Origin of the sequence: Sulfurimonas sp. (assembly GCF_028713515.1) — a bacterium.
Classification (GTDB): domain Bacteria; phylum Campylobacterota; class Campylobacteria; order Campylobacterales; family Sulfurimonadaceae; genus Sulfurimonas.
Genome location: NZ_JAQTOD010000001.1, coordinates 113,664 through 136,779 on the forward strand (window position 1 = coordinate 113,664; position 23,116 = coordinate 136,779).

Sequence of the window (23,116 nt, forward strand, 5' to 3'; positions counted from 1 at the left end):
TTCCTACCAGTATATATGTTGAGCTATTGTTATAGAATCATATAACTCTTCAATAACTATTTTATCAATATATTTATCTTTTATGGTGTATAGCTTGTAGCTAACTCTATTATCTTTATCATCTTTTAGAAGATAGTATTGTTGCTTGTTATTGTCTAGTTTAACATATAGATCAAAAACTTTAGACAACACATGGTCTGTAGTTGGCAGATTTAGTGACTTCAAATTATAGTTATCAAGCAATGCATGATATAAAAGTTTTTTTTGCATATATATAATAGAGAAATATGAGGCATTTGAGCGAGACTCTTTGGAGGATCTAAGAGCTGTAATAGCTACTGGAAGTCTATCAATGTAGTCAACATTTAAACATGCAAATGCAAACAAGGATATATACTCTTCATCGTTTGCATTTGAATTAAAATTATTAAATCCAATATTACAAACTTCTTTAAATTTTCTATTTTCATAAAGATTCAACATATTTTTTTTAATATCATATGCATAAGAGTTAATTATAATTAATAAAATTATAAATATTTTCATTTGAATTTTCCTGATTTAAGATCATCTAGGAATATTTTTGCATTTTGCGATTTTGTGGATGATACATACTGCTCTAGTGTTTGGATTGCTTTTTCTCTTTGATTTAATTTAACTAGTGATTTAGCAAAGATAATCCAACTCTCATCAATATTGCTATCAATTCCATTTGTGGTGAGTGCATAGTTGTATGAATGCTCATAATCAGCAAGTTGATAATATTTTTTTGCAATAAATAGACTCAAGGCTGGATTTTTATTTATATTGAATCTTTTTATTACATCTTGTATATCACTGTTTTCTTTGTTGATTGTTATTTTTTCGGAAGCTTTATTTTCAATTTTTGTAGTTTGTTTTTTTTGAACTGGAGTGATATCTACTGTAATTTCTTCTTTTTTTACTGGAGCAATCACGGGAACGACCAATGATATTTTATCACGCGTAATTTGAGGGTCTATAATGCTACTTTTAGATGAACTTAGTTGTATATTTTTTATAAACTCAAAAGAAGGAGTAAAAATTATTTTATTGTTCGAAGAGATTTCGTTAATTTGCCCTTCTTTGTTGCTTCTGTTTTTATCACTTGCATTATCTTCTGTAGCGGTTGCTGGAATAACAGTTGAGACATTAGCACCATATTCTTGCCTATTTTTACTTACCGTTTTGTTCTGCTCGGCATACATTTTCTCTGCTTGTGTACTGCTGTATATATTGATCATTACAAAATATGCAAGCAGTAAAATAAAGATAACTAAAATGAAAATAACTATGTAAGGTGTATATAATTTTAGTTTATATTTTTTATGTCTGTTTTCTAAATCATTTATATTAAGCATTTAATAATCCAATGTGAATGGCTGACATCTCAATAATTTTTTTAGATATCTCTTTTGAATCAATTCTTGATGGATCGTTACTCGCATAATAAGCGTATATTTCAAATATTGTAAAAATTAATTTATTTGTCTCTCTGTAATTACCATTGGTAAATTTATATATTAAATTTACTGCTTTTTGTGTAAACATTGTCGCTATATCTAAATTGTTTGCCAACATAAGTTTTTTTTGAATATATAGCTGTAGTTCACTTGCGGACGCATTATCCAGTCTTATATTTTCCCATATTCTGGTTTGAAAATGCTCTTTAGCTATCAGGTCTTCTTTTTCTGTTTTATGAAGAGCAATTACAAATTTTACTTTTCTTGTATCCGATAGGAGCCTTATTTTTTCCATAAGTGCCGTAGAGTATAGCTGTGCTTCATCTAGCATTATGATGGGGATAGTGACCTCTTTTTGTTCACTATTTTCTACCACCTTCATAAATTGAGTAAAATTTAGCTCATCATTATATTTCATATTATATAGGTCTTGAGCTATTGTTTTAAAAAACTCACTCTCGTCTAATATTGGAGTTTTGTAGAGATATATTTTTTGAGATTCTTTGATGTCATCGTAGAGTTTTGATAGTAACATGCTCTTGCCTGCTCCAGGCTTTCCATAAAGCAGTATCATTTTTATTGGTTTTTTTAAAGATTCTTTAAAAGATTGATAGATAATAGAGACTCTTTCAAGCTTTATAAAATCTTTACTGTTTACGGCATCCAAAAAAACATTTTTAGAGTTTTCAAAGATATCAGTTCTCAAATTTACTCTTTTGAGTCATTTGAGTCACTCGTTAGACCAACAGTCGCTTCTTTCGCGCTTTTTAATATCTTTTCTGAGAAGTTTTGATATCCTAAGCTCTCTAGTGAAAGATTTGATTTATCTCTGTTTACGATATGAGGCTCTATTACTATTATAAGTTCTTGAACAACTTTTTGTTTATTCTCATATTTAAAAAGAGAGTTGATTATTGGAATATCGCCAAGTATTGGTACCTTGATAACATTATTTGTGTAGCTTGTATTGATTAGTCCACCAAGAATAATTCTATTTCCATCTTTTACTGTAACAACAGATGAGAGTTGTCTTCGTCTTAAGTCAGGCGGCATAGTTCTTTCTGCACCAGCAACAAGAGTCATGTCTGAAGCTGTTTCTGATAATGATGGATTTATTTTTAGTGTTATTGTTTTATCATCAGATATCTCTGGTGTTATATCTAGAAGAACACCAGCAAAAACAGATAAAACTTGATCTTCTTGACTCGTGGTTCCTGTCGTTCCACCAGCAAGTGTGCTTGAGCTTTGTATTTTATAAAAGAACTCGGTTCCTGCTGATATTATAGCTGGTTGGTTGTTAAGTGTTAAGACTTTTGGATTTGAGATAGAGTTTACTTCACCCTGTGTCTTTAAAAATTTAATAACTTCATTCAAAGTGCCTTTTGCGTTAATGTTGATAAGATGCGCATTATCACTACTACCACCATATGTTCCAGTTGTGATTCTTCCATCTTTAAATTCACTTACATTTTTAGCAAATATTTTATCAACACTAACATTTATATTTTCGAGCGCAAAAAGTTGGCTCCAGTCAACCCCTGTTGTTTTACCATCGCTTAGCGTAACAGAGAGTAGCTGAACATCTATAAGTACTTCTAGCTTTACTTTATCCTGAAGAGCTTTTAAGTATTTCTCAAATCTCTCTATCTGCTTAGATGTTGCAGTTACTGTTATGATTCCAGCGTTTTTGTTGATAACTGGGGCTTCAGCTAGATACATATCTTGAGGTCTATTTAAGATTTTTTGAAACTCTAAGTCTAACTCTTTCCAAAAATGAACTTCATCTACAGACTCTATTTTTATGCCCGACTTTCCACTTTTTGCTCGATTGATACCAGTGCCAGTGTTGCCACCGGCAGTAGCGCCAGTAGTGCCACCAGCCCCAGTAGTGCCAGTAGTGCCACCAGCGCCCTCAGAAGAAAGAGTTACATCTGTGGCTCCAGTGCTTTTTCTTTGTGATAAGATATAATCAATACTAAACAGCTTTGTCGTTAGATAAGAGATTTTCAATATATTGTTTTCAATCGTATACGACAAATTATTCTCTTTTAAGACAATATTTAGGACTTCATCTATTGTAAGATTGTTTAAATTTGTTTTATTTAGTTTTGTCTCTAAAAACTCTTGGGCTTTTGGATCAGTTACAATAATGCTAAATCCACACTCATCGCTTAATTGCTCTACAAAATCTATAATCTTCGTATTTTTTGTGGAGCTAATGCTGAATAGTTCATATGAACAATCGGCCATAATACTACTGGAGAGTAGTGAAGCCAAAAGAGCTGTACATAGTGATATTTTTATAAGTTTCATGAATGTATCCTACTTATTTTTAAATTTTAGAGTTTGTTTTTGGCTGCTTGTAGATAAAATAATCTCTTTGCCTCCATCTTTTAGTGTCACTGAATTTTTATCAATATCCACTACCATATAGCCATCAATTTTCTCGCCCTTTTTATACCATCTCTCATCAATCAAAGCTGATTTGTTCATAACAGCAATAAGTTGATAATCTCTCTTCTTAACACTCTCTTTTATTGTTAATATTGATGGTAGTCCAGGTTTTTGAATAACTGTAACCACGGTAGATGAAGCAAGACCTTTTCTAGCCTCTTTTTTTTCTTTTTTATTTTTTTCTAAAAATACAAAAGTGTCAGTCATGGTTGTTATTTTAATGCCATTTCGTGGTGGTTTTATTGCCTCAATTTGCTCATCAACCCACTCTAGCTCTGTAGCTACTAAAATAGTGCTCATAAAAAATAGTAGAAGAAAAGTTATTGTTTTTGTTTTCATTAGTATGTAATCCCCCATACTGAGATATCTAATCTTGATTTTAGTTTATCTTCCGCGGAGATATTAAAATCATGTAAATCAACAACTAATTCACTCTGTTCTAGTGAGTTGATAAAGTTTAGTGTATCTGAATGCTTTCCTGTCGCATCTATTGTTATATCCAGTATATGACCAAAAGATGTATTGCTATCAACATATTTATTTTTTATCGCAACAATTTTGACATTATGTTTTACTGCATTGATTGAAATTGAGTGGAGATACTCACCCCATGTTCGCTCATCATATATTAAAGATGAAATAGTTTCTATTTTGCCTTTAATATATTGATTGTTGTTTTTAGTAATTAAAATCTCATCTTTTGCTTTTATTATTTCTTGTTTTAACATGGCTATTTTTGCTTCTGTATTTACAAGAAGATAATTTTTGTCAACTTCTATTTTTGCACTTAGAGTATCCACTCTCTCTTTAATTATTTTAAATTTATCAAGAGACAAATCATAAAATGGATATGAAATAGCAGCTGAGATAAAGACAATCATTATATAAATCATCTTTACATCTTTTTGAGATTTTAATCTAAAAAAAGTATCTATGGATTGTAAAAACTCTTCCGTAATTAATTTGAAATTCATAATAAGCTCACTTTCAACTCACCAAAATATAATTTTGATTCATTTTCGTATGATATTTTCTCAATAGAAAAATGAAATCTTCCATCATATGTTTTAGTTAAATACTCTATCAGACTTGTTATTTTTTTGTCGCTCGATGATACAAGACCAAGTCTTAATACTTTTGTTGAAGCTATTTTGCCTTCTACTGTGGCTTCTGCGTATGTTAGCGTTTCGAGCTTAACATTATATTTATCTAAATCTTTTGATAGGATATATATTAGTTCTGCTTTTGACGGATAGTTTACTTTAACATCATGTATTTTAATTAAAGTATTCTTTTTCTCAGTATACTCTTCTTGCTCTTTTTTTAAGATAGTTAATACTTTCTCTTTATCTGCCTCAATACTTTTAATAATAGCTTCTGTTGTTGTTTTAATTCTATGTGTCTCGTTGTACTTATTTTCCAACAATTTTTCTTGCATAGTCTGGGCATATGTTAATGTCCAGTATGAAATAGGGTATAAAAATGATACAAACAGTGCAGCGGCACCAAGAAGTATGGCTTTTCCACTCTCTCTCTTTGCAAACTTTGGAGGTCTGTGATATGTTGTAAAATTACACTCATATCTATCTTCTTTCCCAAGAGTTGTATAAAGATGCATTAAATAGTGTATATGCTCTACATGTTTATTGGAATTTTGAAAACCATAGTCAAAATTAAAATATTTACTTTTTATCCCGAGTTCTACTTCGGTTATCTCATCTAGTTTTGATTCACTATCTAGTTGAGAATCTATATAAATAATATCAATTTTATCAATATCTAGAGCTCTCTTAACATAAGTTAAAATATCGCTTATATTTGCAAATATCTCTTTATATAATCTAAGTGTGTCTAATTTGTAAGGACTATTTGTAGTTTTTAAATCTTCAAATGTTAAAAATCTAATAAATTCATCATACTCTACAAATTCGCCATATAGTTCACAAAATCTCTCATGCATCTGCCTGAAAGAGAAGTTTATGGATTTTGTGTATAAAAATTCTTTTTCTCTGTAGATTGTAATAGAAGTGTCATTTTCTTGAAAGTATACAAAACAGTGTGTCCCAATATCTTCAATAATCTCCTTTGCATAAAGTGATTTAAACAGCAGTGGAGATGGAATAATATAATCAATATATTTAACTTTTTCAATAGTGCCTCTAAAAGTATCTTCAATACTTAATGGATCTGCTATGAATATTTGATAAACCCTATTGTCTTCATCTAGATTATTAAATGTTTCAATGTATTGAATTTGATAAGTTATTGCTTGATCTAGACCTAGTTCGTCATATGCTTTATTGTTTATAGCATCATACAAGTCTTCGGTTGGAATGTTCTTACTAATCGATATATGACTATTGATAAATCCACTTGTGTTCAGATAAGATATTACATATTGCTCATTACTATATTGTGGTAGATTGATTTCATTTAAAAAACTGGCTACCGCTGATACATATGAATTTTTATACGGATTAACAGAAAGTACATTGGAGAAAGAGTGATGTTCTTTTTTACTCATTATTTAAGATCCCCTTTAAAATGAATTTTAGACATCGCACAAAATTCATTATTTTTATAAAATTCAACTCTATAAACTAAGCCATCTTCGTCTACGGAAAATCTCTTATCCATATCTTGAAGTCCTACTTTTATACCGCTTTCATCAACAGAACCTTTTGAGGTAAATCCAATAATATTTACGCGATAACCATCTCGTTTAATAATACTTAAATCGTCTTTTGCAAAAATATCTGAAGCTTTATTTAATGAAATAAGTTTGTCATCCACGATAGCACTGAATTTTGGCATACAACTTTCATTCATCTTAAAATATTGCGCTTGTAGTGTCGTTATTTTTTGATTGCCAATCGAGACAACAAAACTATCATCAATTTGCATAACACTCCCTAATAGGCTAGAAAACTTAAATACATTATCTTTTGATTTTAGCGGAATGAAGCTTAAAGATTTTTTTATATTGGATAAATCTATATTAAAATTATCATTTATTGTTAAAATCCCATAATTTTTTATTATATTGTCAAGTGTTTTTTCATTTAAATCAAATTCTCTACTAAATGCTATCCCCATTATGTGCATAAACTCTTCTATTGCGGCGAGATGATAGAAAACTTTTTGAGACAGAGTTGAGAGATTTTTACTGCTCTCTAGAGCAAAGGCTGGTTTGTTGTTGTTAACTGAGAAGTATGTTAAAGACAACTGCATGGCTTCATCTTCAAATTTTGTATTCGTATTTTTAACATCAAAGCTGTGATGGTCCTCTATTAGCTTGTTGTTGATTCTGTTTTTAATATCAAGTGCTATTTTATTTAAATCACCAAATGGCTGATCTTTATTCAAGATACATTGATCAATAACGCAGGTTTGTCCCCATGCATTAGGGTTAAATATGCTCCCTTTGCCTGTTTTTCTATAAAACCCATGCCCATCATGAAGATTTAAAATTAAAGATACATTTTTATCTAATATAATATTTTTAATCTCTTGAATAATTTGCTTATCTTTATCTTTATCATCAATTAAAGAGAATTTTCTGTTCATATCTCCATTAATGCCTCTTTGGTTATTTTGAATACTTTCTTGATTTAAGTTTGGAACAATCCAGAGATTTTTCGAGTTAATTCTGTAGTGTGATGCTAGAATTGATGCAGCAAAATAACCACCTGGCTCATCGCCATGGATACCACCTATAACAAGTAGTGTCGTGTTTGAATCATTGTTGTTTTTTTTTATTAGCTGAATTTGAGCGTAAGCACTTGAGTGAAAAAAAATAGATACTAAAAGCATTTTTAATAAGATAGATTTCATGATATCTTATTTTTCTGTGAGTATTTTTATTTTTTTATTCTTATCAAGCTCTATAATTAAAGTTTTTTCACCGTTAAATTTGAATGAATCAGATTTGTATAACTCTTTAAAATTTATTTGATAGATATTTGAAGAGTTCGGATATGGAATAACATTGATATCATTAAATACTATGCTTTTTCTCTCATTCTTTTTAAAAATTCTATTTTTATAATCTTTAAACTGCTGAAATGCAACCCCATCTTCTCTCACAAAGTCTTGAGAGTAAAAATTAAGATAATTGTCCAACTCATCATAAATCCAACTATATCTCCACGCATAAAGTTGAGATAGTATTGATGCAAAAACTTCCTTTTGTGCATTTTGTTTTGTCTTAACATCGTCAATAATAATTAGAGTTTTTGCCATATCAATATTTCTATTTAAGCACTCAATACTTTGATTATTTATTACTATACAACCTCTTGTGAATTCGTTTCTATTTTCTTGTTCTGGAAGACCATGTATCCATATACCTGAGCCATTTTTCCCCTTGTATGTGTCATATACATTTGGATAAGAAGTCACGAATGCCAATGGTCCATAAAATGGATCTAACTGTGTATCTTTTGAGAGTTTATTGACTATCGTATAGATTCCTATGGGAGTCTTGTGATCACCTTCTTTTACTTTGTCGCCTTTTAATTTGCCAGTAAAAGCGTTGTATCTCTTTTTAAATTTAAAATTACCATTTTGCTCTTGAGCATAAAACTCCAGTGTTTGCTCGGATTTGTCGCATATAAGAAGGTTTGAGTATGACTCAAGATACCCAAAAGATGTATCTTTGCTTCTAACGATGTCGCTCCAATACTTAACACTTGTAAGTTCCATATCCATCTGTTTTTCTATGTCGGTTATTCCGTTTAGCCTATAATTTGTTAAAATATCACCAGCATAAAGTGATAAACTGACTAAAATTAAAAAAACTATTCTCATGACTTGTATCCTATCTCTTCTAAAAATGATTTGTCTTTACTCCACCCTTTTTTGACACTAACTTCTAACTCAAGAAAGGCTTTTTTCCCGCTAAGTGCTTCTATCTTCTCTCTGGCATATTTGCCAATTCTTTTTATGGTTTCACCACCTTTACCAATCATGATTCCCTTTTGAGAATCTTTTTCGATAATAATGGTTGCAAATATTTTATCCAGCCTCTTGTCTTCTTCAATTTTTTCGATTAAAACATCAGACTCGTATGGGATTTCGTCACTTACATTTGCAAAAATACCTTCCCTGATAAAGCCAGCATAGATATCACGAACAAGTTCGCTCGTTAAATCATCTGGGTCATATAGAAATGGAGAGAGAGGCAATAATTTCGATATTGTGTTTAGTAGATCTTTATGACCAACTTTTTTAGGAACGGCCATTGGAATCAGTGCTTCAAAAAGGTCTGAAAATTTATTATATTGGGCAATTTTTTTGAAAAGTTTATCTTGTGATACTTGATCTATTTTACTAAGTACAATAATATGTTTTATCTTGGAGTTGTTAAGTTTTAAAAATTTCTCATAATTCTCAATATTGTCGGTAACTGGAGCAAGGTAGACAATTAGATCACAATCACCCATGGCTTTTAGTGCTTCATCAAGCATGAACTGATTTAACACTTTTTCTCTCTCGTGAAGTCCTGGTGTGTCAACAAATATTATTTGCGTGTTTTCGTGCATTACAATTGCATTTGATCTTTTTCTTGTTGCATTTGCCTTTTGGCTAACCATCGCAATATTTTCTCCAAGAAGAGAGTTCATAAGTGTGCTTTTTCCAGCATTTGGACGACCGATAAGAGAGACGAAGCCAGCTTTTGAGCCAGTTTCTTTATTGAAACCTAAAGAGTTTGTTTCAATCATTTCTATTCGCCTACAACATCAACATGAATTGTTGCGTGTATCGAATGTCCAAGTTTAAAATCTAGGCTATGCTCTCCAATCGTCTTAATTGCGGCTTTATCTGTTATGTGTTTTTTGTCAATCTCTATGTTGTGTTGCTCGTTTAAAGCATGGGCAATATCATCTTTTGTAATTGAACCAAATAGATGACCATTTTGACCAAGTTTCTTTTTGATAACTATTTTAGCTTTATCTAGTTTTTTTGCTATCTCTTTTAGTGAAGCAATCTCTTCTTCTAAATCTTTAGCTTCTTGAATTTTTTGCGCAACATGCCCAGCTAATATCTCAGTTGTAGCATGTTTTGCAAGACCTGTTCCGATTAAAAAGTTTTTACCATATCCATCTTTAACCTCTTTAACTTCACCAGCTTTGCCTAAATTTTTTACATCTTTAATCAGTAATACTTTCATCTTTTTCCTTATCTCTCTATTTTTCCGCCATAAGAGACAATACCATAAGATAAATTCCCTATTTTCGTGTGACCCATATCTCTTAAAATTCTTGCACAGTGAGCGCTTCTGCTGCCAACATGACAATAAACAATTATGTTTTCATCTTTACTTAGTTTTGCTTCATCGAGCGTTGGAAAAAAACTGCTTGTTGGTATAAGTTTGTCTGCACCTTCGATATGGCCCATTTGCCACTCCATATGCTCGCGAACATCTACTAGTTTAAAATCAACCATGCCAATAGCACGAGCTTCAAGCAGTGACTCAAGCTCATCGCTATCCAGCTCTTTTTTGTTTACTAATACTTGGCACTCTTCTTTTGTTAGACCACGAGAGTGTTGGTGTACTGCGCTCTCCATTCCAAGCTCTAATTTTTTTGCTTCCGCGTACTCTGGAGTACAATATATCTGACAGTGACACACACCATCTTCTGGAATCTCTTTTTCAATCGCTATAGTGCAAGGACATGTTCTGTTATCTGTACTTTGGAATTTTCCATCGACCTCTTCAACCATATAGCATGGACAAAATCTCTTGTTGTACATTACTTTATTTCTAGCAAGTCCAAGTTGTACACCTTCATTTATCTCTGCCATAGGATTATATTGCCAGTTGAACTGTTTTATGACTTTATCTGTAAATTTAATTGTTTTCTCTAGTTCGGCTTGAAATTCTGGTGAATTCATATCTATTTTAATGATACTCATATTTTTTTCCTGGTTCTTTATTTTCTATTTTTTCTAGCTTTACCAGCTATTATAAAACGCAGTGCATTGAGCTTAATGAACCCTGCGGCATCTTTTTGATTATATACAGAATCTTCTTCAAAAGTACAATACTCTGGGTTGAAAAGTGAATACTCAGATGCACGACCAACAACAGTTACATTCCCTTTGTAGAGTTTTAATCTTACAGTTCCAAATACATTTGTTTGTGATTTGTCAATTGCCGCTTGAAGCATTTCTCTCTCTGGAGAGAACCAAAAGCCGTTATAGATAAGTTTTGCATATCTAGGCATCAACTCATCTTTTAGATGTGCCTCTTCTCTATCGAGCGTAATTGACTCAATTGCACGATGAGCTTTAATCATAATAGTTCCACCTGGAGTCTCATAACATCCACGGCTTTTCATTCCTACAAATCTGTTTTCTACTATATCTGCGCGACCAATTCCATGTTTTCCGCCAATTTGATTTAGTGTAGCAAGCATTGTTGCAGGTGAGAGCTCTTCTCCATTTAACGAGACTGGATCACCATTTTTATAGCCGATAGTGATATACTCTGGAGTATCTGGAGCATCTTCTGGTTTTGTAGTCCAAAGCCACATGCTATCTTCTGGCTCTGCGTTTGGATCCTCTAAAATTCCACCTTCGTATGAGATGTGAAGCAGGTTTGCATCCATAGAGTATGGAGATTTCTTGCCTTTCTTCTCTATCTGAATTCCATGTTCTGCCGCATATGCTAAAAGTTTTTCTCTTGAGTTTAGATCCCACTCCCTCCATGGAGCGATAATTGTCAGCGTTGAATCTTTGCCTAAATAACCCATCTCAAAACGAACCTGATCATTTCCTTTCCCAGTTGCACCATGACTTACGCCATCGGCGCCAGTGATATGAGCGATTTCAACTTGTCTTTTTGCAATTAGGGGTCTTGCAATTGAGGTTCCTAAAAGGTACTCTCCCTCATAGATGGCATTAGCTCTAAACATTGGGAATACATAGTCTTTTACAAACTCTTCTCTTAAGTCGTCAATAAAAATATTTTCAGGTTTAATGCCTAAAGATAGCGCTTTAATTCGAGCTGGTTCAACTTCTTCTCCTTGACCAATATCCGCAGTAAAAGTTACAACTTCGCATTTATACTCGTCTTGAAGCCATTTTAAGATTACGCTTGTGTCTAATCCACCAGAGTAAGCCAGAACTACTTTTTTAACATTTTTTTTCATATAACAGCCCTTGTAAAATAAATAATTGTTGGGATTTTACAACAAAAGAGTTTAAAAGAGAGTTAGTTGTGCGAGGGTAAGTCTCTGATATAATTTAGTGCAGAGTTTTGCTAGATAAATCTTAAAAGAATAAATGCGGATACAAAAGAGCTTTTATTACCCTTTTGTATCAAATAGTATCCCAGTAACTTCTTGCATTTTTGGAAGAAAATCAGCTGCTTGTTCCGCTGGAAATCTTCTTAGTAGTTTACTTGTTTCAGATTCTACAACTGATACATAAAATACATCTTGTGAATCAACACCAAACTTAATATTTGTACTCATTGGAGCTAGGGCTTTATTTAATTTAGCTACTAAGTCTTGAACATCTTCTTTGGAATCTATTTTTAAACCAGAACCACCTTTTTGTTGCTCCTTAACATGGTTATCACTTTTTTGAACCTGATTAACTTGTTCAACTTGAGATTTGTTTTGAGTTTGAGGTGAACTTAACTGTGTTTGTTGCTGTTTTGCAACATTTGCTATGCCATCCATGACTACCCCTTTTTTTACTAGAGAAAATTATACAGTAACCACATCGGCATAAAAAATAAATACTTTAATTTTTTTAAGCAATAAAAATTTTGCACTATTTATGATAATCTTGCATTTATGAACGAATATATAAAATTATTAAAATCAGAGTCTATTCTTAGACGATTATCGACTATTCAGTTAATATCATATTTTGGTGCATGGTTTAGCAATGTTGCCATCTATACTTTACTATTACAGATGAGAGTATCCGCAGAAGTTGTGGCATTTGTGGCAATGCTCCACTTTTTATCGGGTGTTGTCCAAGCTCCTATTTCAGGTTCGATAATAGATAGGATGGAACCAAAAAAGCTTATGTTGATTCTGGTATCTTTTGAAATTATTGCAACTATATCTCTGGTTTTTATAGATAATATGTCTGATTTATGGTTGCTTTATGTATTGATATTCGTGAAGATGGCGGCCGCTAGTTTTTACTTTACAACAGAGATGTCACTACTTCCAAAATTTCTTAGTGGTGAAAAACTACAAAGAGCAAATGAGCTTCACTCTATAATTTGGTCATTTTCTTATACTCTTGGAATGGCGTTAAGTGGATTTTTTGTTTACTTTTTTGGAATTAAGACAGCTTTTATTTTGGATGCTTTTATCTTTATGGTAGGATTTGCTTTGCTTTACAATACAAAGATAAAAATAGAAATGTTTAGAAGCAGTGAAAATTTAATAAAAATGATGGGAGATACATTTAAATATCTTAAAAAATCTCCCTATGCAATTCACCTCATGCTTGTTCATGCTTTTGTTGGTTTAACGGCTTTTGATGCCCTAGTTGTGTTGATGGTTGATAAATATTATGCTTCAGTGATTGCAACATCATTGGCCCTAGGGCTTTTGCACGCTTCTAGAGCTTTGGGGCTAGTCATAGGACCTATTTTGTTAAGTAGATGGGTTAATAATAAAAGAGTGGCTTATATATTTATATTTCAAGCACTAGCTGTTTGGTTATGGGCTTTTTTAATGAAAGATTTTTATATGTCACTTCTTGCTAGTGTTGTTGTTGGTCTTTTTACTACTACTCTTTGGTCATATACATACACGATTCTTCAAAAAAATATAGAACAAAAATATTATGGCAGAATCGTTGCCTATAATGATATGCTTTTTTTAGGTTCAGCTTCTACAACATCATTTATGATAGGATTTTTGGCAACGCGTGATCACTCTTTGGAATTTATCACTGTACTTATTGGGGTAGGATTTTTAGTTGGCGGAATTTACTTTTCATGGGTAATGAAAACTCAAAAGATTAAGGATATATATTGATTACATTTGCTGTTATTGGTGGATTGCTTTTAAATGTTGGAGCATATTTGACCCTAAAGGGGAAGATATATGAAGCTGTTATTGTTTATCTTTTTGCTGATGTTTGTTGGATTGCAGTGGCTTATGAGAGAGGTGATTTTTTAGGAACACTATTTACAGTTGCTGGTGTTATATTTGGATTTTTAGCATTTTGGAAAATGAAAAATGGAGAGATGAGTAAAAATTTAAATGGGGAAAAAGATGATTTATAAGTCAAAAATAGGTGATATAGATCTAAGTAAATTAACTAGACTCTATCCTGCTGCAGTTGTAAATGTTGATGGTGAGATTGCCGAGATGAGCCTAGAGTGGGCCGATATGAATGAGGATAAGGTAAATATAACTTCGTTTGTTTTAGTTTTTGATTTTACTCTACCAAAAGAGAAAGTAAGAGACAAAAAAGAGCTGCATTTTCAAACAAAAGATGAGCTTATACTAGCCATTCAAGAGGTTTCACAATTTTTTTAATCTCAAATGACACTAAAAAAGTATTTTCGATAGCAATCCCAGCGGCCCTCAAGCATCTAGTGGATATCTCGCAAATTCTCATAGATATGTTAATGGTTGGTATGATTAGCGTCTCAGCTATAGCTGCAGTTGGTATGAGTATGCAATTTATGATGATTATAAATGTTTTGATGACTCTTTATGTTGTTGGTGGAAATACTTTAATATCGAGATTTATTGGACAAAGGAGAAAAAGGAGAGCGTCAGCACTTTTGTACTCGCTTGCTATTCTTGCTATTATTTTGTCCGTATTTGTAACTATTGGCGGATATTTTGGAAGTGAATATCTCTACTCAATTATGGGAGCAGAGGCTGATGTTGTTCATCAGGGCACACTATATTTTAAGATACTCTCTCTTGGCATTGTCTTTATATTTATTGATACGCTTTTGTACAACGCTCTCTCGGCGGCCGGAGACACGACCCACTCTCTTTACATAAAACTGGTCTCCGCGGCAATTAATGCTTTTTTAAACTATGTTTTTATTTTTGGTCACTATGGATTTAGTGCCATGGGAATTGAGGGCTCTGCTTATGCTACAGTTGTAGCTTATATTTTTAGTGTTATTGCATATATTGTGCTTATCAAAAAACCGCACTCTAAGCTAAATGTGATTCCAATAATTAGATTTAAAGATATAAAAAGAGTCTTTAGCGTTGGGTGGAGCGCCGCGCTTGATAGGGGAATATCCAGTATCTCATTTTTGTTTTTTGTGGCAATTATCGCTGCGTATGGGACCGCAGAGTTTGCAGGCTATCAAGTTGGTCTTCGTGTGGAGGGTATAGCTTTTATGCCTGGATTTGGTTTCGCTATAGCTGCAATGGCGCTAGTTGGACAAAATTTAGGGGCAAAAGATAAAGAAAAAGCCTACAACATGGGCATCATAAGTGGAAGAGTTGCTTATGTTTTTATGGGAAGTGTCGGTGCTTTGCTTATAATATTTCCAGAGTTTTTGGTTGGGTTTTTTACAAAAGATGGCGCAACAATTGCGGTCGCATCTGAGTACCTGATATTGGTTGGTTTAGCACAGATTCCACTTGCCATAATGTTTGTCTATTCTGGGGCACTTAGAGGTGCTGGAGCTACTAAAACAACGCTATTTGTAAACCTTTTTTCACTCTGGTTTTTTAGAGTAATTCCATCATATATTGCCTATGAAATGGGATATGAAATTGTTGTGATTTTTATGATTATGAACATTGAAACGCTCATAAAAGGAATCGTCTATATTTACATATACAAAAAGAGAGTTTGGTTGGACACTAAGGTTTAAAAATAGACATTTTTGATATAATCAACCTTAAAAATTTAAATTATTAGAGAAAATATTACCTTTTTGGCCTAGCAATATTAACTCTTCAAAATACACAAAAAATGGCATAAAAAATGAATAATCAAGAGTATGAAAAAGCAGTAAAGCAGTTAAATCTCTACTCGTATCACTACTATGTTTTAGATGATCCAATAACTACTGATGAGATTTATGACAAGCTCTACCATGAAGTCTTAGCATATGAGAGTACCCACAAAGAGCATATTTTGGACTCTTCTCCTACGCAAAGAGTTGGAGACAGCATCTCTGATGGATTTACTAAAGCGCCCCATCTTAGTCGTATGTGGAGTTTAGAAGATGTTTTTAATTCTGAAGATCTGGAGAAATGGCTCACCAAAACCTACAAACTAGATAAAAATATCTCATTTTATTGTGAGCCAAAATATGATGGTGCATCACTAAACCTTATCTATGAAGATGGGATTTTAACTCAGGGGATAACTAGAGGTGATGGAGAAGTTGGTGAACTTATCACGCAAAATGTAAAGACTATTCGCTCGGTTCCGCTGACAATAGAACATAAAGAAAAAATAGAGATTCGTGGTGAAGTTGTTATTTTTAAAGATGAGTTTGAAAAAATAAATCAAGATAGAGCAAAAAATGGCGAAGCTGTTTTTGCAAATCCAAGAAACGCTGCGGCTGGTAGTTTAAGGCAGCTTGATTCACGCATAACAGCCTCAAGAAATTTAGTTTTTTTGCCTTATGGAGTTGGGGAAAATTCACTAGAGCATAAACTGCTTAGTCAAAAGATGGCTTATATCTACTCTCTTGGATTTAAAAAACCGCCACTAAGTGCAACTTGCAGTGATGCCAAAGAGATTCAAGTTATTTATGATGAGATGTGTGCAAACAGAGACGGTTATGAGATGATGCTAGATGGAATGGTTGTAAAAGTGGATGAGATATCTGCTCAAATAGATATGGGCTACACTGTTAAAAATCCTCGTTTTTCTGTCGCATATAAATTTCCAGCAATTGAGAAGATAACAACTCTAAAAGATATAACTCTTCAAGTAGGACGAACTGGTGTTGTTACCCCAGTTGCACTCGTGGAGCCAACAAATATTGATGGTGTGGTTGTTGAGAGGGCAACTTTGCATAACTTTGATGAGATCGACAGAAAAGATATTCGCCTAAACGACAAAGTAATTATCCTCAGAAGCGGTGATGTGATTCCTAAAATTATAAAAGTTTTAACTCATGAGAGAAATGGGAGCGAGGCTAAATACATCAGACCAACTTTCTGCCCAGTTTGTAAAAGTGAACTGCTAGACGAAGGTGTGCTTTTGAAGTGCCAAAACCTTAGATGCGAAGCTAGAGTTATAAACTCAATCATCTATTTTGCTTCAAAATCTTGCTTAAATATTGATGGACTAGGAAATAAAATAGTCGAAGCACTTTTTAGCTCAGGTTTGGTTAAAAGCGTTGTAGATCTATTTTCGTTGACGCTTGATAATCTTTTAGTGTTAGAGGGATTTAAAGAGAAAAAATCTCAAAATTTACTCAGCTCCATAGAGAGCGCAAAAGGGTGTGAATTTTGGCGATTTGTAAACTCTTTGGGAATTGAGCATATCGGAGAGGTTGCCTCAAAAACATTAAGCAGTAATTTTGGAAGCGGGTTTGTAGATGCAACAAAAGATGAGATAGTCTTATGTGATGGCATCGGCGAAGAGATGGCAGAGTCTGTTTTGGAGTTTGTAAGAGTAAACAAAGATACGATAGCACTACTTCAAGAGATTTTAAAACCAATAGAGCCTCAACAAAGAGTCGAGGCATCAGAAAATCCATTTAAAGATAAAACAGTTGTTTTAACTGGAAGTATGAGTGAGTCAAGAGATGCAATTAAAGAGATTTTAGAGAATCTTGGGGCAAAGGTTTCTGGCTCAGTTTCAAAGAAAACAGATTTTGTTATCTACGGTGAAGATGCTGGAAGCAAGTATGACAAAGCAGTTAGTTTAGGCGTAGAGTGTTTAAGTGAACAGCAGATGAGGAGTAAGATTGAGCAGGCTTGATAATTTTTTAGTAGAAAACGGTTTGTGTGAAAGCAGAAACAGAGCTCAGAGCATCATAAAAGATGGACTTGTGAGCGTAAATGGCGAGCAGATTATTAAGAGTTCACTTAAGTTAAAGGGGAGCGACAAGGTTGTTGTAAAAGAGCATAAAGAGTATGTGTCTCGTGCAGCTTTTAAGCTAAGCACTTTTTTGGATGAACTCAATATTAATTTAAAAGACAAAACAGCACTTGATATTGGTTCTTCAACAGGCGGTTTTACACAGGTCTTATTGGAGGAGGGAGTTGCTGAAGTGACGGCAGTTGATGTTGGGCGAGAGCAACTACATGCAACTCTAAAAAGCGATAAAAGAGTCCTCTCATACGAAGAGTGCGACATAAGAGAGTTCAAGAGCGATAAACTATTTGATATGGTAGTCAGCGATGTCGCTTTTATTTCCCTGCTTCACATTTTAGATGATGTTGACAGACTCTCAAACGATAAAATTATCTTGCTTTTTAAACCACAATTTGAAGTGGGACGAGAAGCAAAAAGAGACAAAAACGGTGTCGTGACAGATGAAAAAGCGATACTTCAAGCGATGATTAAGTTTGAAGATGCGTGTAAACTAAAAGGATGGAAACTTGTTAAAAAATCTCCTTCAAAACTAACAGGAAAAGAGGGAAATCTGGAGTATTGTTACTTTTTTGAGAAGTAAAATATGATAAATCGCAATACTTTATGATGCCTTTTAATAACCTTGGATTCGTCTTTAAACATTTCGGCTCTATTATATATTCTAAACCAATCTTAGAGGATTTGTGTATATTTTTGCATGGCTTTACCGATAAAGAGAGTGTCTTAGACATAGGCGCAGGCACGGGAGTGATGAGCGAGTTCGCTTACAGATGCAACAACACCCTCAAATATGTCGCCGTTGACCCAGCAGAGGGTATGCTAAAGTACGCCCCTGAATATCTGGAGACTCACATAGGCACAGCAGAAGCACTACCGTTTAAAGATAGCAGTTTTGATGCCGTTTTTATGGGGGAGTCGCTGCATCATTTCAATGACATAGATGCCGCGCTTAGCGAAGTAGTGCGAGTACTAAAAGATGGCGGAAGGCTTTTCATCTATGATTTTGACAGAGGCACTTTTTTGGGCAAGAGCGTTTGCTTTATGGAAAGAGTATTTGGGGAACCTGCCAATTTTTATGAACCTGCCGTATTAAAAGAGGTGCTAGAGAGTTACGGCTTTAGCGTAAGTATAAAGAAACACGGATGGCGGTATACCGTGAGTGCTTCTCTCTAGCAAATCAACTTATTTTGTATATAATAGCTGTTTAGTAGATAGTTATGTGTATAGAAAGAGAATGAACTTATGGCAAATAACTGGAATATTCCATTATGGTTGGAGCAAGAGGTAAGAGAGCGAGACAAAAAATGCGTTTATTGTGGTGTTGAGTTTACACTTTCAAAAATCTCCAAAAAAACAGCTGCAAGCTGGGAACATATTATCAACAATGTCAAGATCATTACAAGAGAAAATATTGCTCTGTGCTGTTGCGGCTGCAACGCAAGTAAAGGGCGAAAACAACTTTCGATTTGGCTTCAAACGAAGTATTGCCAAGAACGAAATATTACCCCTAACACAGTGGCACCGATAATTAAGCAGGCAATACAAAATGGGTTGTAAACCACGTAACAACCAAAAGCAGGCCAATCAAAAGCCTGCTGATTGATTTAATATCTAGAAAACGGAGATAAAAAAATGGATACTTTAACAATAGATATCATCGGTATCTTAGGAGTAGCTATAGTCGTGGTAGTATATTTTTTACTCCAAAGCGAAAAAATAGACCCAAAAGGGTTTTTGTATTCGTTTTTTAATGCTGTGGGTTCACTGCTTATTTTGTATTCACTTTTGTATAACTGGAATCTCGCCTATTTTATCATAGAATTTATCTGGATTTTGATAAGCTTGTATGGGCTTCGTAGATGGTATAGAAACAAAAATCAAAACGCATGAAGTTGCGCCATGGCACTAGCAACTTGACATAGCGTACGATATTAAGTACAATTTACAAAATTAATCGAAAAGGCACCTCTATGATAAGAGTAATGTCGGCAAGCGAAGTTAGAGCAAATATTTACAATGTTATGGATGAAACTGCGCAAAGTCATGAGCCTGTGCTTATAACAGGAAAAAGAAATAATGTCGTGATGCTCTCCCTTGAGGATTGGAATGCGATAGAAGAGACGCTATATTTAAATTCTATACCAAATTTAGCATCTTCCATACAAGATTCGATGAAGTCGGATGATAGCGAATTTAGTGAAGATATAGAGTGGTAATTAATAAAATACTTTATAGCAAATTGGCATTAAAAGATGCTAAAAAGTTATCTAGTGCCAGTTTAGATAAAAAAGCAAAAGAACTAATTGAGATTATTAAAAAAGATCCATTTCAAAATCCGCCGTCTTACGAGAAGTTAGCTGGAAATTTAAATGGCACATACTCAAGAAGAATAAATATCCAACATAGAATAGTTTATGAAGTAAGAGAGAGCGATAAAGTCGTGAGAGTGCTTAGGATGTGGTCGCATTATGGAGAGTAGTTGCTCAAATAAAGGAGTATTGGTTTGAAAGATATAAAAAATAGCACCTCTATTGCAATTGGCGGGTTTGATGGGATGCACATAGGGCACCAACAGCTTTTTAAGGCGCTGGACAAAGATGGTACAATTGTGGTTATTGAAACAGGCTATGCAAATCTTACTCCAAAGAGAGAAAGAGAGCATTTTTCGCAATACCCAATACTCTATCTTGAACTTGATGAGATTCGTCACTTAGGCGGAGAGGAGTTTGTGATTTTCTTAAAAGAGAAGTTTCCTAGACTCAAAAAAATAGTGGTCGGATATGATTTTCACTTTGGGAAAAATAGAAAATACTCATCTGAAGATTTAAAAAATATTTTTGATGGTGAGGTTGAGGTTATCAAAGAAGTAGCTTTTCATGGAGACTCTGTTCACTCACACAAGATAAGAGCAAAACTTCAGATTGGCGACATAAAAGGTGCTAACGCTTTTTTAGGGCATAATTACACTCTAAAAGGCGGTGTTGTCTCTGGTCAGGGCATAGGCAAAAAAGAGCTAGTCGCAACTATAAATATAGAAGCAAAAGAGTACCTTGTGCCAAAAGAAGGCGTTTATGCAACGCTTACTCGTATTGATGATGAAGAGCATTTGCATCCATCTGTCTCATTTGTCGGACATAGAGTAACTACGGATGGGAGTTTTGCTATAGAGAGCCATATTCTTGACGGTGAAGTTTTATGTAAAGATAAAGCGGCGATTAGTTTTGTCTCTTTTATAAGAGATAATAAAAAATTTAACTCAATGGATGAGTTAAAAGTAGCAATTAAAAAAGATATATCGATTGCTTCAAAGGAGCTAAAATTTTTACAATTATGAACAGAGAGTATTTGCAAAGTACGCAAGATATTAACTTTAAATTTTATCAAAATGAGAGAGATTTCGTAGTAGATGAGATACCGCTTGCTGGGTTTTTAGGTAGAGGAAACTATCTGATTTTGCATGTATCAAAGGTTGAGCTAACTACTTGGGACATGATAGCAATATTCGCAGAATTTTTAGCGATTCCAGCGGAAAAAATAGGTTATGCAGGACTAAAAGATAAACATGCCACAACTTCACAGTATCTTTCAGTTGAGACAAAATACGAGAATTTACTTAAAAAATTTCAACATAAACAGATAAAAATACTTAGCACAATAAGACACTCTCACTCTATTAGAATGGGAGATTTGGCTGGAAATAGATTTAGCATAAATCTTCATGAGGTTGATAATATAGATGCTGGAAAAATAGAAAAAATTGCTAGAAAGATAGCTAAAACAGGGCTTCCAAACTACTTTGGTTATCAGAGATTTGGACGAGATGCAGATAGTATAAACCAAGCAAATGAGATGATAAAAGGGGAGCTTTTTGTAGAGGATGCAAAGCTTAAAAATTTTCTAATTTCAATTTATCAAAGCTATCATTTTAATGAATGGTTAAGAGAGAGAGTTCTTTTATCAAAAGAGCAAGCTAGTTCTGAGTTTATTCTCTTAAGTGGGGATGTTTATCAGCTAAGTGATAAAAAATTAACAATTCCAAATTTAGTTCCAAACAAAGATTTTCCAATGAAGGGAGCTGTTGTTACTGGGCTTTTATGTGGAAGAGATACTATTCGTGCAAAAGGTGCAGCAAGAGAGATAGAAGTAAAGTATGATGATGAATTTTTACAAGAAAAAGGACAAAGAAGAGAGGCCTTAATCTATCCGAGTGATATTGATTGTAAATACATCAGAAAAGAGACTATGTTAAATCTCTCTTTTACTCTGCCTAAAGGTTCATACGCAACTGTGTTTTTAGAGAGCATAGCGGGAAGAAACTACAGCGCAAAAGATGTTAAGATGAAGGAAAAGAAAAGAAAATAGATAATTTTTTATATCTATTATAAAAGTTTAATCCAATTTTCAATATAATTGCGCAATTTATTTAAGACAGGGAGCGCTTATATGCCTGAGTTGTTTACTTTTGTAGGTACTATTTTTGGAGTATCTCACCACATTGATCCACAAACATATAAAACAGTTATTTATTTAACGCACATGTTCCTTTCTGCAGGTATTGCCTTAGTAATTGTTAGAATGGCTATGTCAAATCTTCAGATGGTTCCAAGAGGAGCTCAAAATGTTATGGAAGCATACATTTCTGGTGTTCTTAAAATGGGAACGGATGTAATGGGAGCAGAAGCTGCTCGTCGTTATCTTCCCCTTGTTGCTACAATTGGTCTTTTTGTTGGTATTGCAAATCTTATCGGGGTTGTTCCTGGTTTTGAAGCTCCAACAGCATTTTTAGAGTTTGCTTTAACTCTTGCTATCTCTGTGTTTATCTACTATAACTTTGAGGGTATCCGTCATCAAGGTGTTGTGAAATATTTCAAACACTTTTTAGGTCCAGTTTGGTGGTTGTATTGGTTAATGTTCCCAATTGAGATAGTTTCTCACTTTTCTCGTTTAGTTTCTCTTAGTTTCCGTCTATTTGGAAATGTTAAGGGTGATGATATGTTCTTGATGGTTATTTTGATGCTTGCCCCTTGGGTTCTTCCGATGATTCCATACGCACTTCTTACTTTTATGGCGTTTCTTCAAGCATTTATTTTCATGATGCTAACTTATGTTTATTTAGGTAGTGCAATAACTGTTGAAGATAACCACTAAAACTACAAAAA

Annotated in this window: 28 protein-coding genes; 14 read left to right on the forward strand and 14 right to left on the reverse strand. The window is 33.5% G+C overall.

Annotated elements, in window-relative coordinates; all coding sequences use genetic code 11:
- Positions 1-3 precede the first annotated feature (3 nt).
- The 14 genes from PHV22_RS00645 to PHV22_RS00710 all read right to left on the reverse strand — a co-directional run bounded on the left by PHV22_RS00645 (position 4) and on the right by PHV22_RS00710 (position 12,625).
- On the reverse strand, positions 4-546 hold the full coding sequence (locus tag PHV22_RS00645) for a hypothetical protein (RefSeq protein WP_299945096.1): 543 nt from the start codon (positions 544-546) through the stop codon (positions 4-6).
- Positions 543-1,379, reverse strand: a complete 837-nt coding sequence (locus PHV22_RS00650) for a hypothetical protein (RefSeq protein WP_299945099.1) — start codon at positions 1,377-1,379, stop codon at positions 543-545. The genes PHV22_RS00645 and PHV22_RS00650 overlap by 4 nt, the downstream gene beginning before the upstream one ends.
- Entirely contained in the window at positions 1,372-2,187 is an 816-nt protein-coding gene (locus tag PHV22_RS00655; RefSeq protein ID WP_299945102.1) for an ATP-binding protein, read from the reverse strand. The genes PHV22_RS00650 and PHV22_RS00655 overlap by 8 nt, the downstream gene beginning before the upstream one ends.
- Before the next feature lie 2 nt (positions 2,188-2,189).
- Complete coding sequence (gene mshL / locus PHV22_RS00660; protein ID WP_299945105.1) at positions 2,190-3,794, reverse strand: pilus (MSHA type) biogenesis protein MshL; 1,605 nt, start codon at positions 3,792-3,794, stop codon at positions 2,190-2,192.
- A 9-nt stretch (positions 3,795-3,803) separates the two neighbouring features.
- Positions 3,804-4,274 carry a hypothetical protein gene (locus tag PHV22_RS00665; RefSeq protein WP_295020884.1) on the reverse strand — a complete coding sequence of 157 codons (471 nt, stop codon included), beginning with the start codon at positions 4,272-4,274 and terminating at the stop codon, positions 3,804-3,806.
- Positions 4,274-4,909: a hypothetical protein gene (locus PHV22_RS00670; protein ID WP_295020887.1), complete on the reverse strand. Its 636-nt coding sequence runs from the start codon at positions 4,907-4,909 to the stop codon at positions 4,274-4,276. The genes PHV22_RS00665 and PHV22_RS00670 overlap by 1 nt, the downstream gene beginning before the upstream one ends.
- Entirely contained in the window at positions 4,906-6,459 is a 1,554-nt protein-coding gene (locus tag PHV22_RS00675) for a hypothetical protein (RefSeq protein WP_295020889.1), read from the reverse strand. The genes PHV22_RS00670 and PHV22_RS00675 overlap by 4 nt, the downstream gene beginning before the upstream one ends.
- The gene (locus tag PHV22_RS00680; protein ID WP_295020891.1) at positions 6,459-7,769 is read right to left on the reverse strand and encodes a M99 family carboxypeptidase catalytic domain-containing protein; all 1,311 of its coding nucleotides are present in this window, start codon (positions 7,767-7,769) and stop codon (positions 6,459-6,461) included. Before PHV22_RS00680 ends, PHV22_RS00675 begins: the two co-directional genes overlap by 1 nt.
- Before the next feature lie 6 nt (positions 7,770-7,775).
- Entirely contained in the window at positions 7,776-8,744 is a 969-nt protein-coding gene (locus PHV22_RS00685; RefSeq protein ID WP_295020893.1) for a L,D-transpeptidase family protein, read from the reverse strand.
- Positions 8,741-9,658: a GTPase Era gene (gene era, locus PHV22_RS00690; protein ID WP_295020894.1), complete on the reverse strand. Its 918-nt coding sequence runs from the start codon at positions 9,656-9,658 to the stop codon at positions 8,741-8,743. The genes PHV22_RS00685 and era overlap by 4 nt, the downstream gene beginning before the upstream one ends.
- Positions 9,659-9,660: 2 nt before the next feature.
- Complete coding sequence (rplI, locus tag PHV22_RS00695; RefSeq protein WP_295020897.1) at positions 9,661-10,107, reverse strand: 50S ribosomal protein L9; 447 nt, start codon at positions 10,105-10,107, stop codon at positions 9,661-9,663.
- A gap of 8 nt (positions 10,108-10,115) precedes the next feature.
- Positions 10,116-10,853, reverse strand: a complete 738-nt coding sequence (locus PHV22_RS00700) for a ferredoxin-thioredoxin reductase catalytic domain-containing protein (RefSeq protein WP_295020898.1) — start codon at positions 10,851-10,853, stop codon at positions 10,116-10,118.
- Positions 10,854-10,870: 17 nt separating this feature from the next.
- Positions 10,871-12,091: an argininosuccinate synthase gene (locus PHV22_RS00705; RefSeq protein WP_299945112.1), complete on the reverse strand. Its 1,221-nt coding sequence runs from the start codon at positions 12,089-12,091 to the stop codon at positions 10,871-10,873.
- A 156-nt stretch (positions 12,092-12,247) separates the two neighbouring features.
- Positions 12,248-12,625, reverse strand: coding sequence for a flagellar protein FlaG (locus PHV22_RS00710; protein ID WP_295020900.1), 378 nt, complete (start codon positions 12,623-12,625; stop codon positions 12,248-12,250).
- A 117-nt stretch (positions 12,626-12,742) separates the two neighbouring features.
- On the opposite strand from PHV22_RS00710, the gene PHV22_RS00715 reads away from it, so the two are divergent.
- The 14 genes from PHV22_RS00715 to PHV22_RS00780 all read left to right on the forward strand — a co-directional run bounded on the left by PHV22_RS00715 (position 12,743) and on the right by PHV22_RS00780 (position 23,105).
- Positions 12,743-13,948 carry an MFS transporter gene (locus PHV22_RS00715; protein WP_295020901.1) on the forward strand — a complete coding sequence of 402 codons (1,206 nt, stop codon included), beginning with the start codon at positions 12,743-12,745 and terminating at the stop codon, positions 13,946-13,948.
- On the forward strand, positions 13,945-14,199 hold the full coding sequence (locus PHV22_RS00720; protein ID WP_295020902.1) for a hypothetical protein: 255 nt from the start codon (positions 13,945-13,947) through the stop codon (positions 14,197-14,199). Before PHV22_RS00715 ends, PHV22_RS00720 begins: the two co-directional genes overlap by 4 nt.
- Positions 14,189-14,455 (forward strand): hypothetical protein, encoded by a 267-nt coding sequence (locus PHV22_RS00725; protein WP_295020903.1) that lies wholly within the window; start codon positions 14,189-14,191, stop codon positions 14,453-14,455. The genes PHV22_RS00720 and PHV22_RS00725 overlap by 11 nt, the downstream gene beginning before the upstream one ends.
- A 35-nt stretch (positions 14,456-14,490) precedes the next feature.
- Complete coding sequence (locus PHV22_RS00730) at positions 14,491-15,768, forward strand: MATE family efflux transporter (protein ID WP_299945882.1); 1,278 nt, start codon at positions 14,491-14,493, stop codon at positions 15,766-15,768.
- Between the two features lie 113 nt (positions 15,769-15,881).
- Positions 15,882-17,840, forward strand: coding sequence for an NAD-dependent DNA ligase LigA (ligA, locus tag PHV22_RS00735; RefSeq protein ID WP_299945117.1), 1,959 nt, complete (start codon positions 15,882-15,884; stop codon positions 17,838-17,840).
- On the forward strand, positions 17,827-18,537 hold the full coding sequence (locus PHV22_RS00740) for a TlyA family RNA methyltransferase (protein ID WP_295020906.1): 711 nt from the start codon (positions 17,827-17,829) through the stop codon (positions 18,535-18,537). Before ligA ends, PHV22_RS00740 begins: the two co-directional genes overlap by 14 nt.
- Before the next feature lie 23 nt (positions 18,538-18,560).
- A complete protein-coding gene (locus PHV22_RS00745; RefSeq protein WP_295020908.1) occupies positions 18,561-19,130 on the forward strand; it encodes a class I SAM-dependent methyltransferase in 570 nt (189 codons plus the stop codon).
- Positions 19,131-19,199: 69 nt separating this feature from the next.
- Positions 19,200-19,514: an HNH endonuclease gene (locus tag PHV22_RS00750; RefSeq protein WP_295020909.1), complete on the forward strand. Its 315-nt coding sequence runs from the start codon at positions 19,200-19,202 to the stop codon at positions 19,512-19,514.
- A 75-nt stretch (positions 19,515-19,589) separates the two neighbouring features.
- Positions 19,590-19,847: a hypothetical protein gene (locus tag PHV22_RS00755; protein ID WP_295020911.1), complete on the forward strand. Its 258-nt coding sequence runs from the start codon at positions 19,590-19,592 to the stop codon at positions 19,845-19,847.
- An 80-nt stretch (positions 19,848-19,927) separates the two neighbouring features.
- Positions 19,928-20,173 carry a type II toxin-antitoxin system Phd/YefM family antitoxin gene (locus PHV22_RS00760; protein WP_295020912.1) on the forward strand — a complete coding sequence of 82 codons (246 nt, stop codon included), beginning with the start codon at positions 19,928-19,930 and terminating at the stop codon, positions 20,171-20,173.
- Positions 20,167-20,436 carry a Txe/YoeB family addiction module toxin gene (locus PHV22_RS00765; protein WP_295020914.1) on the forward strand — a complete coding sequence of 90 codons (270 nt, stop codon included), beginning with the start codon at positions 20,167-20,169 and terminating at the stop codon, positions 20,434-20,436. Before PHV22_RS00760 ends, PHV22_RS00765 begins: the two co-directional genes overlap by 7 nt.
- 33 nt (positions 20,437-20,469) lie before the next feature.
- A complete protein-coding gene (locus PHV22_RS00770) occupies positions 20,470-21,291 on the forward strand; it encodes a bifunctional riboflavin kinase/FAD synthetase (RefSeq protein WP_295021569.1) in 822 nt (273 codons plus the stop codon).
- Entirely contained in the window at positions 21,288-22,319 is a 1,032-nt protein-coding gene (locus PHV22_RS00775) for a tRNA pseudouridine(13) synthase TruD (protein ID WP_299945124.1), read from the forward strand. Before PHV22_RS00770 ends, PHV22_RS00775 begins: the two co-directional genes overlap by 4 nt.
- Positions 22,320-22,400: 81 nt before the next feature.
- Positions 22,401-23,105, forward strand: a complete 705-nt coding sequence (locus PHV22_RS00780) for a F0F1 ATP synthase subunit A (protein WP_295020918.1) — start codon at positions 22,401-22,403, stop codon at positions 23,103-23,105.
- The last annotated feature ends 11 nt before the right edge of the window (positions 23,106-23,116 follow it).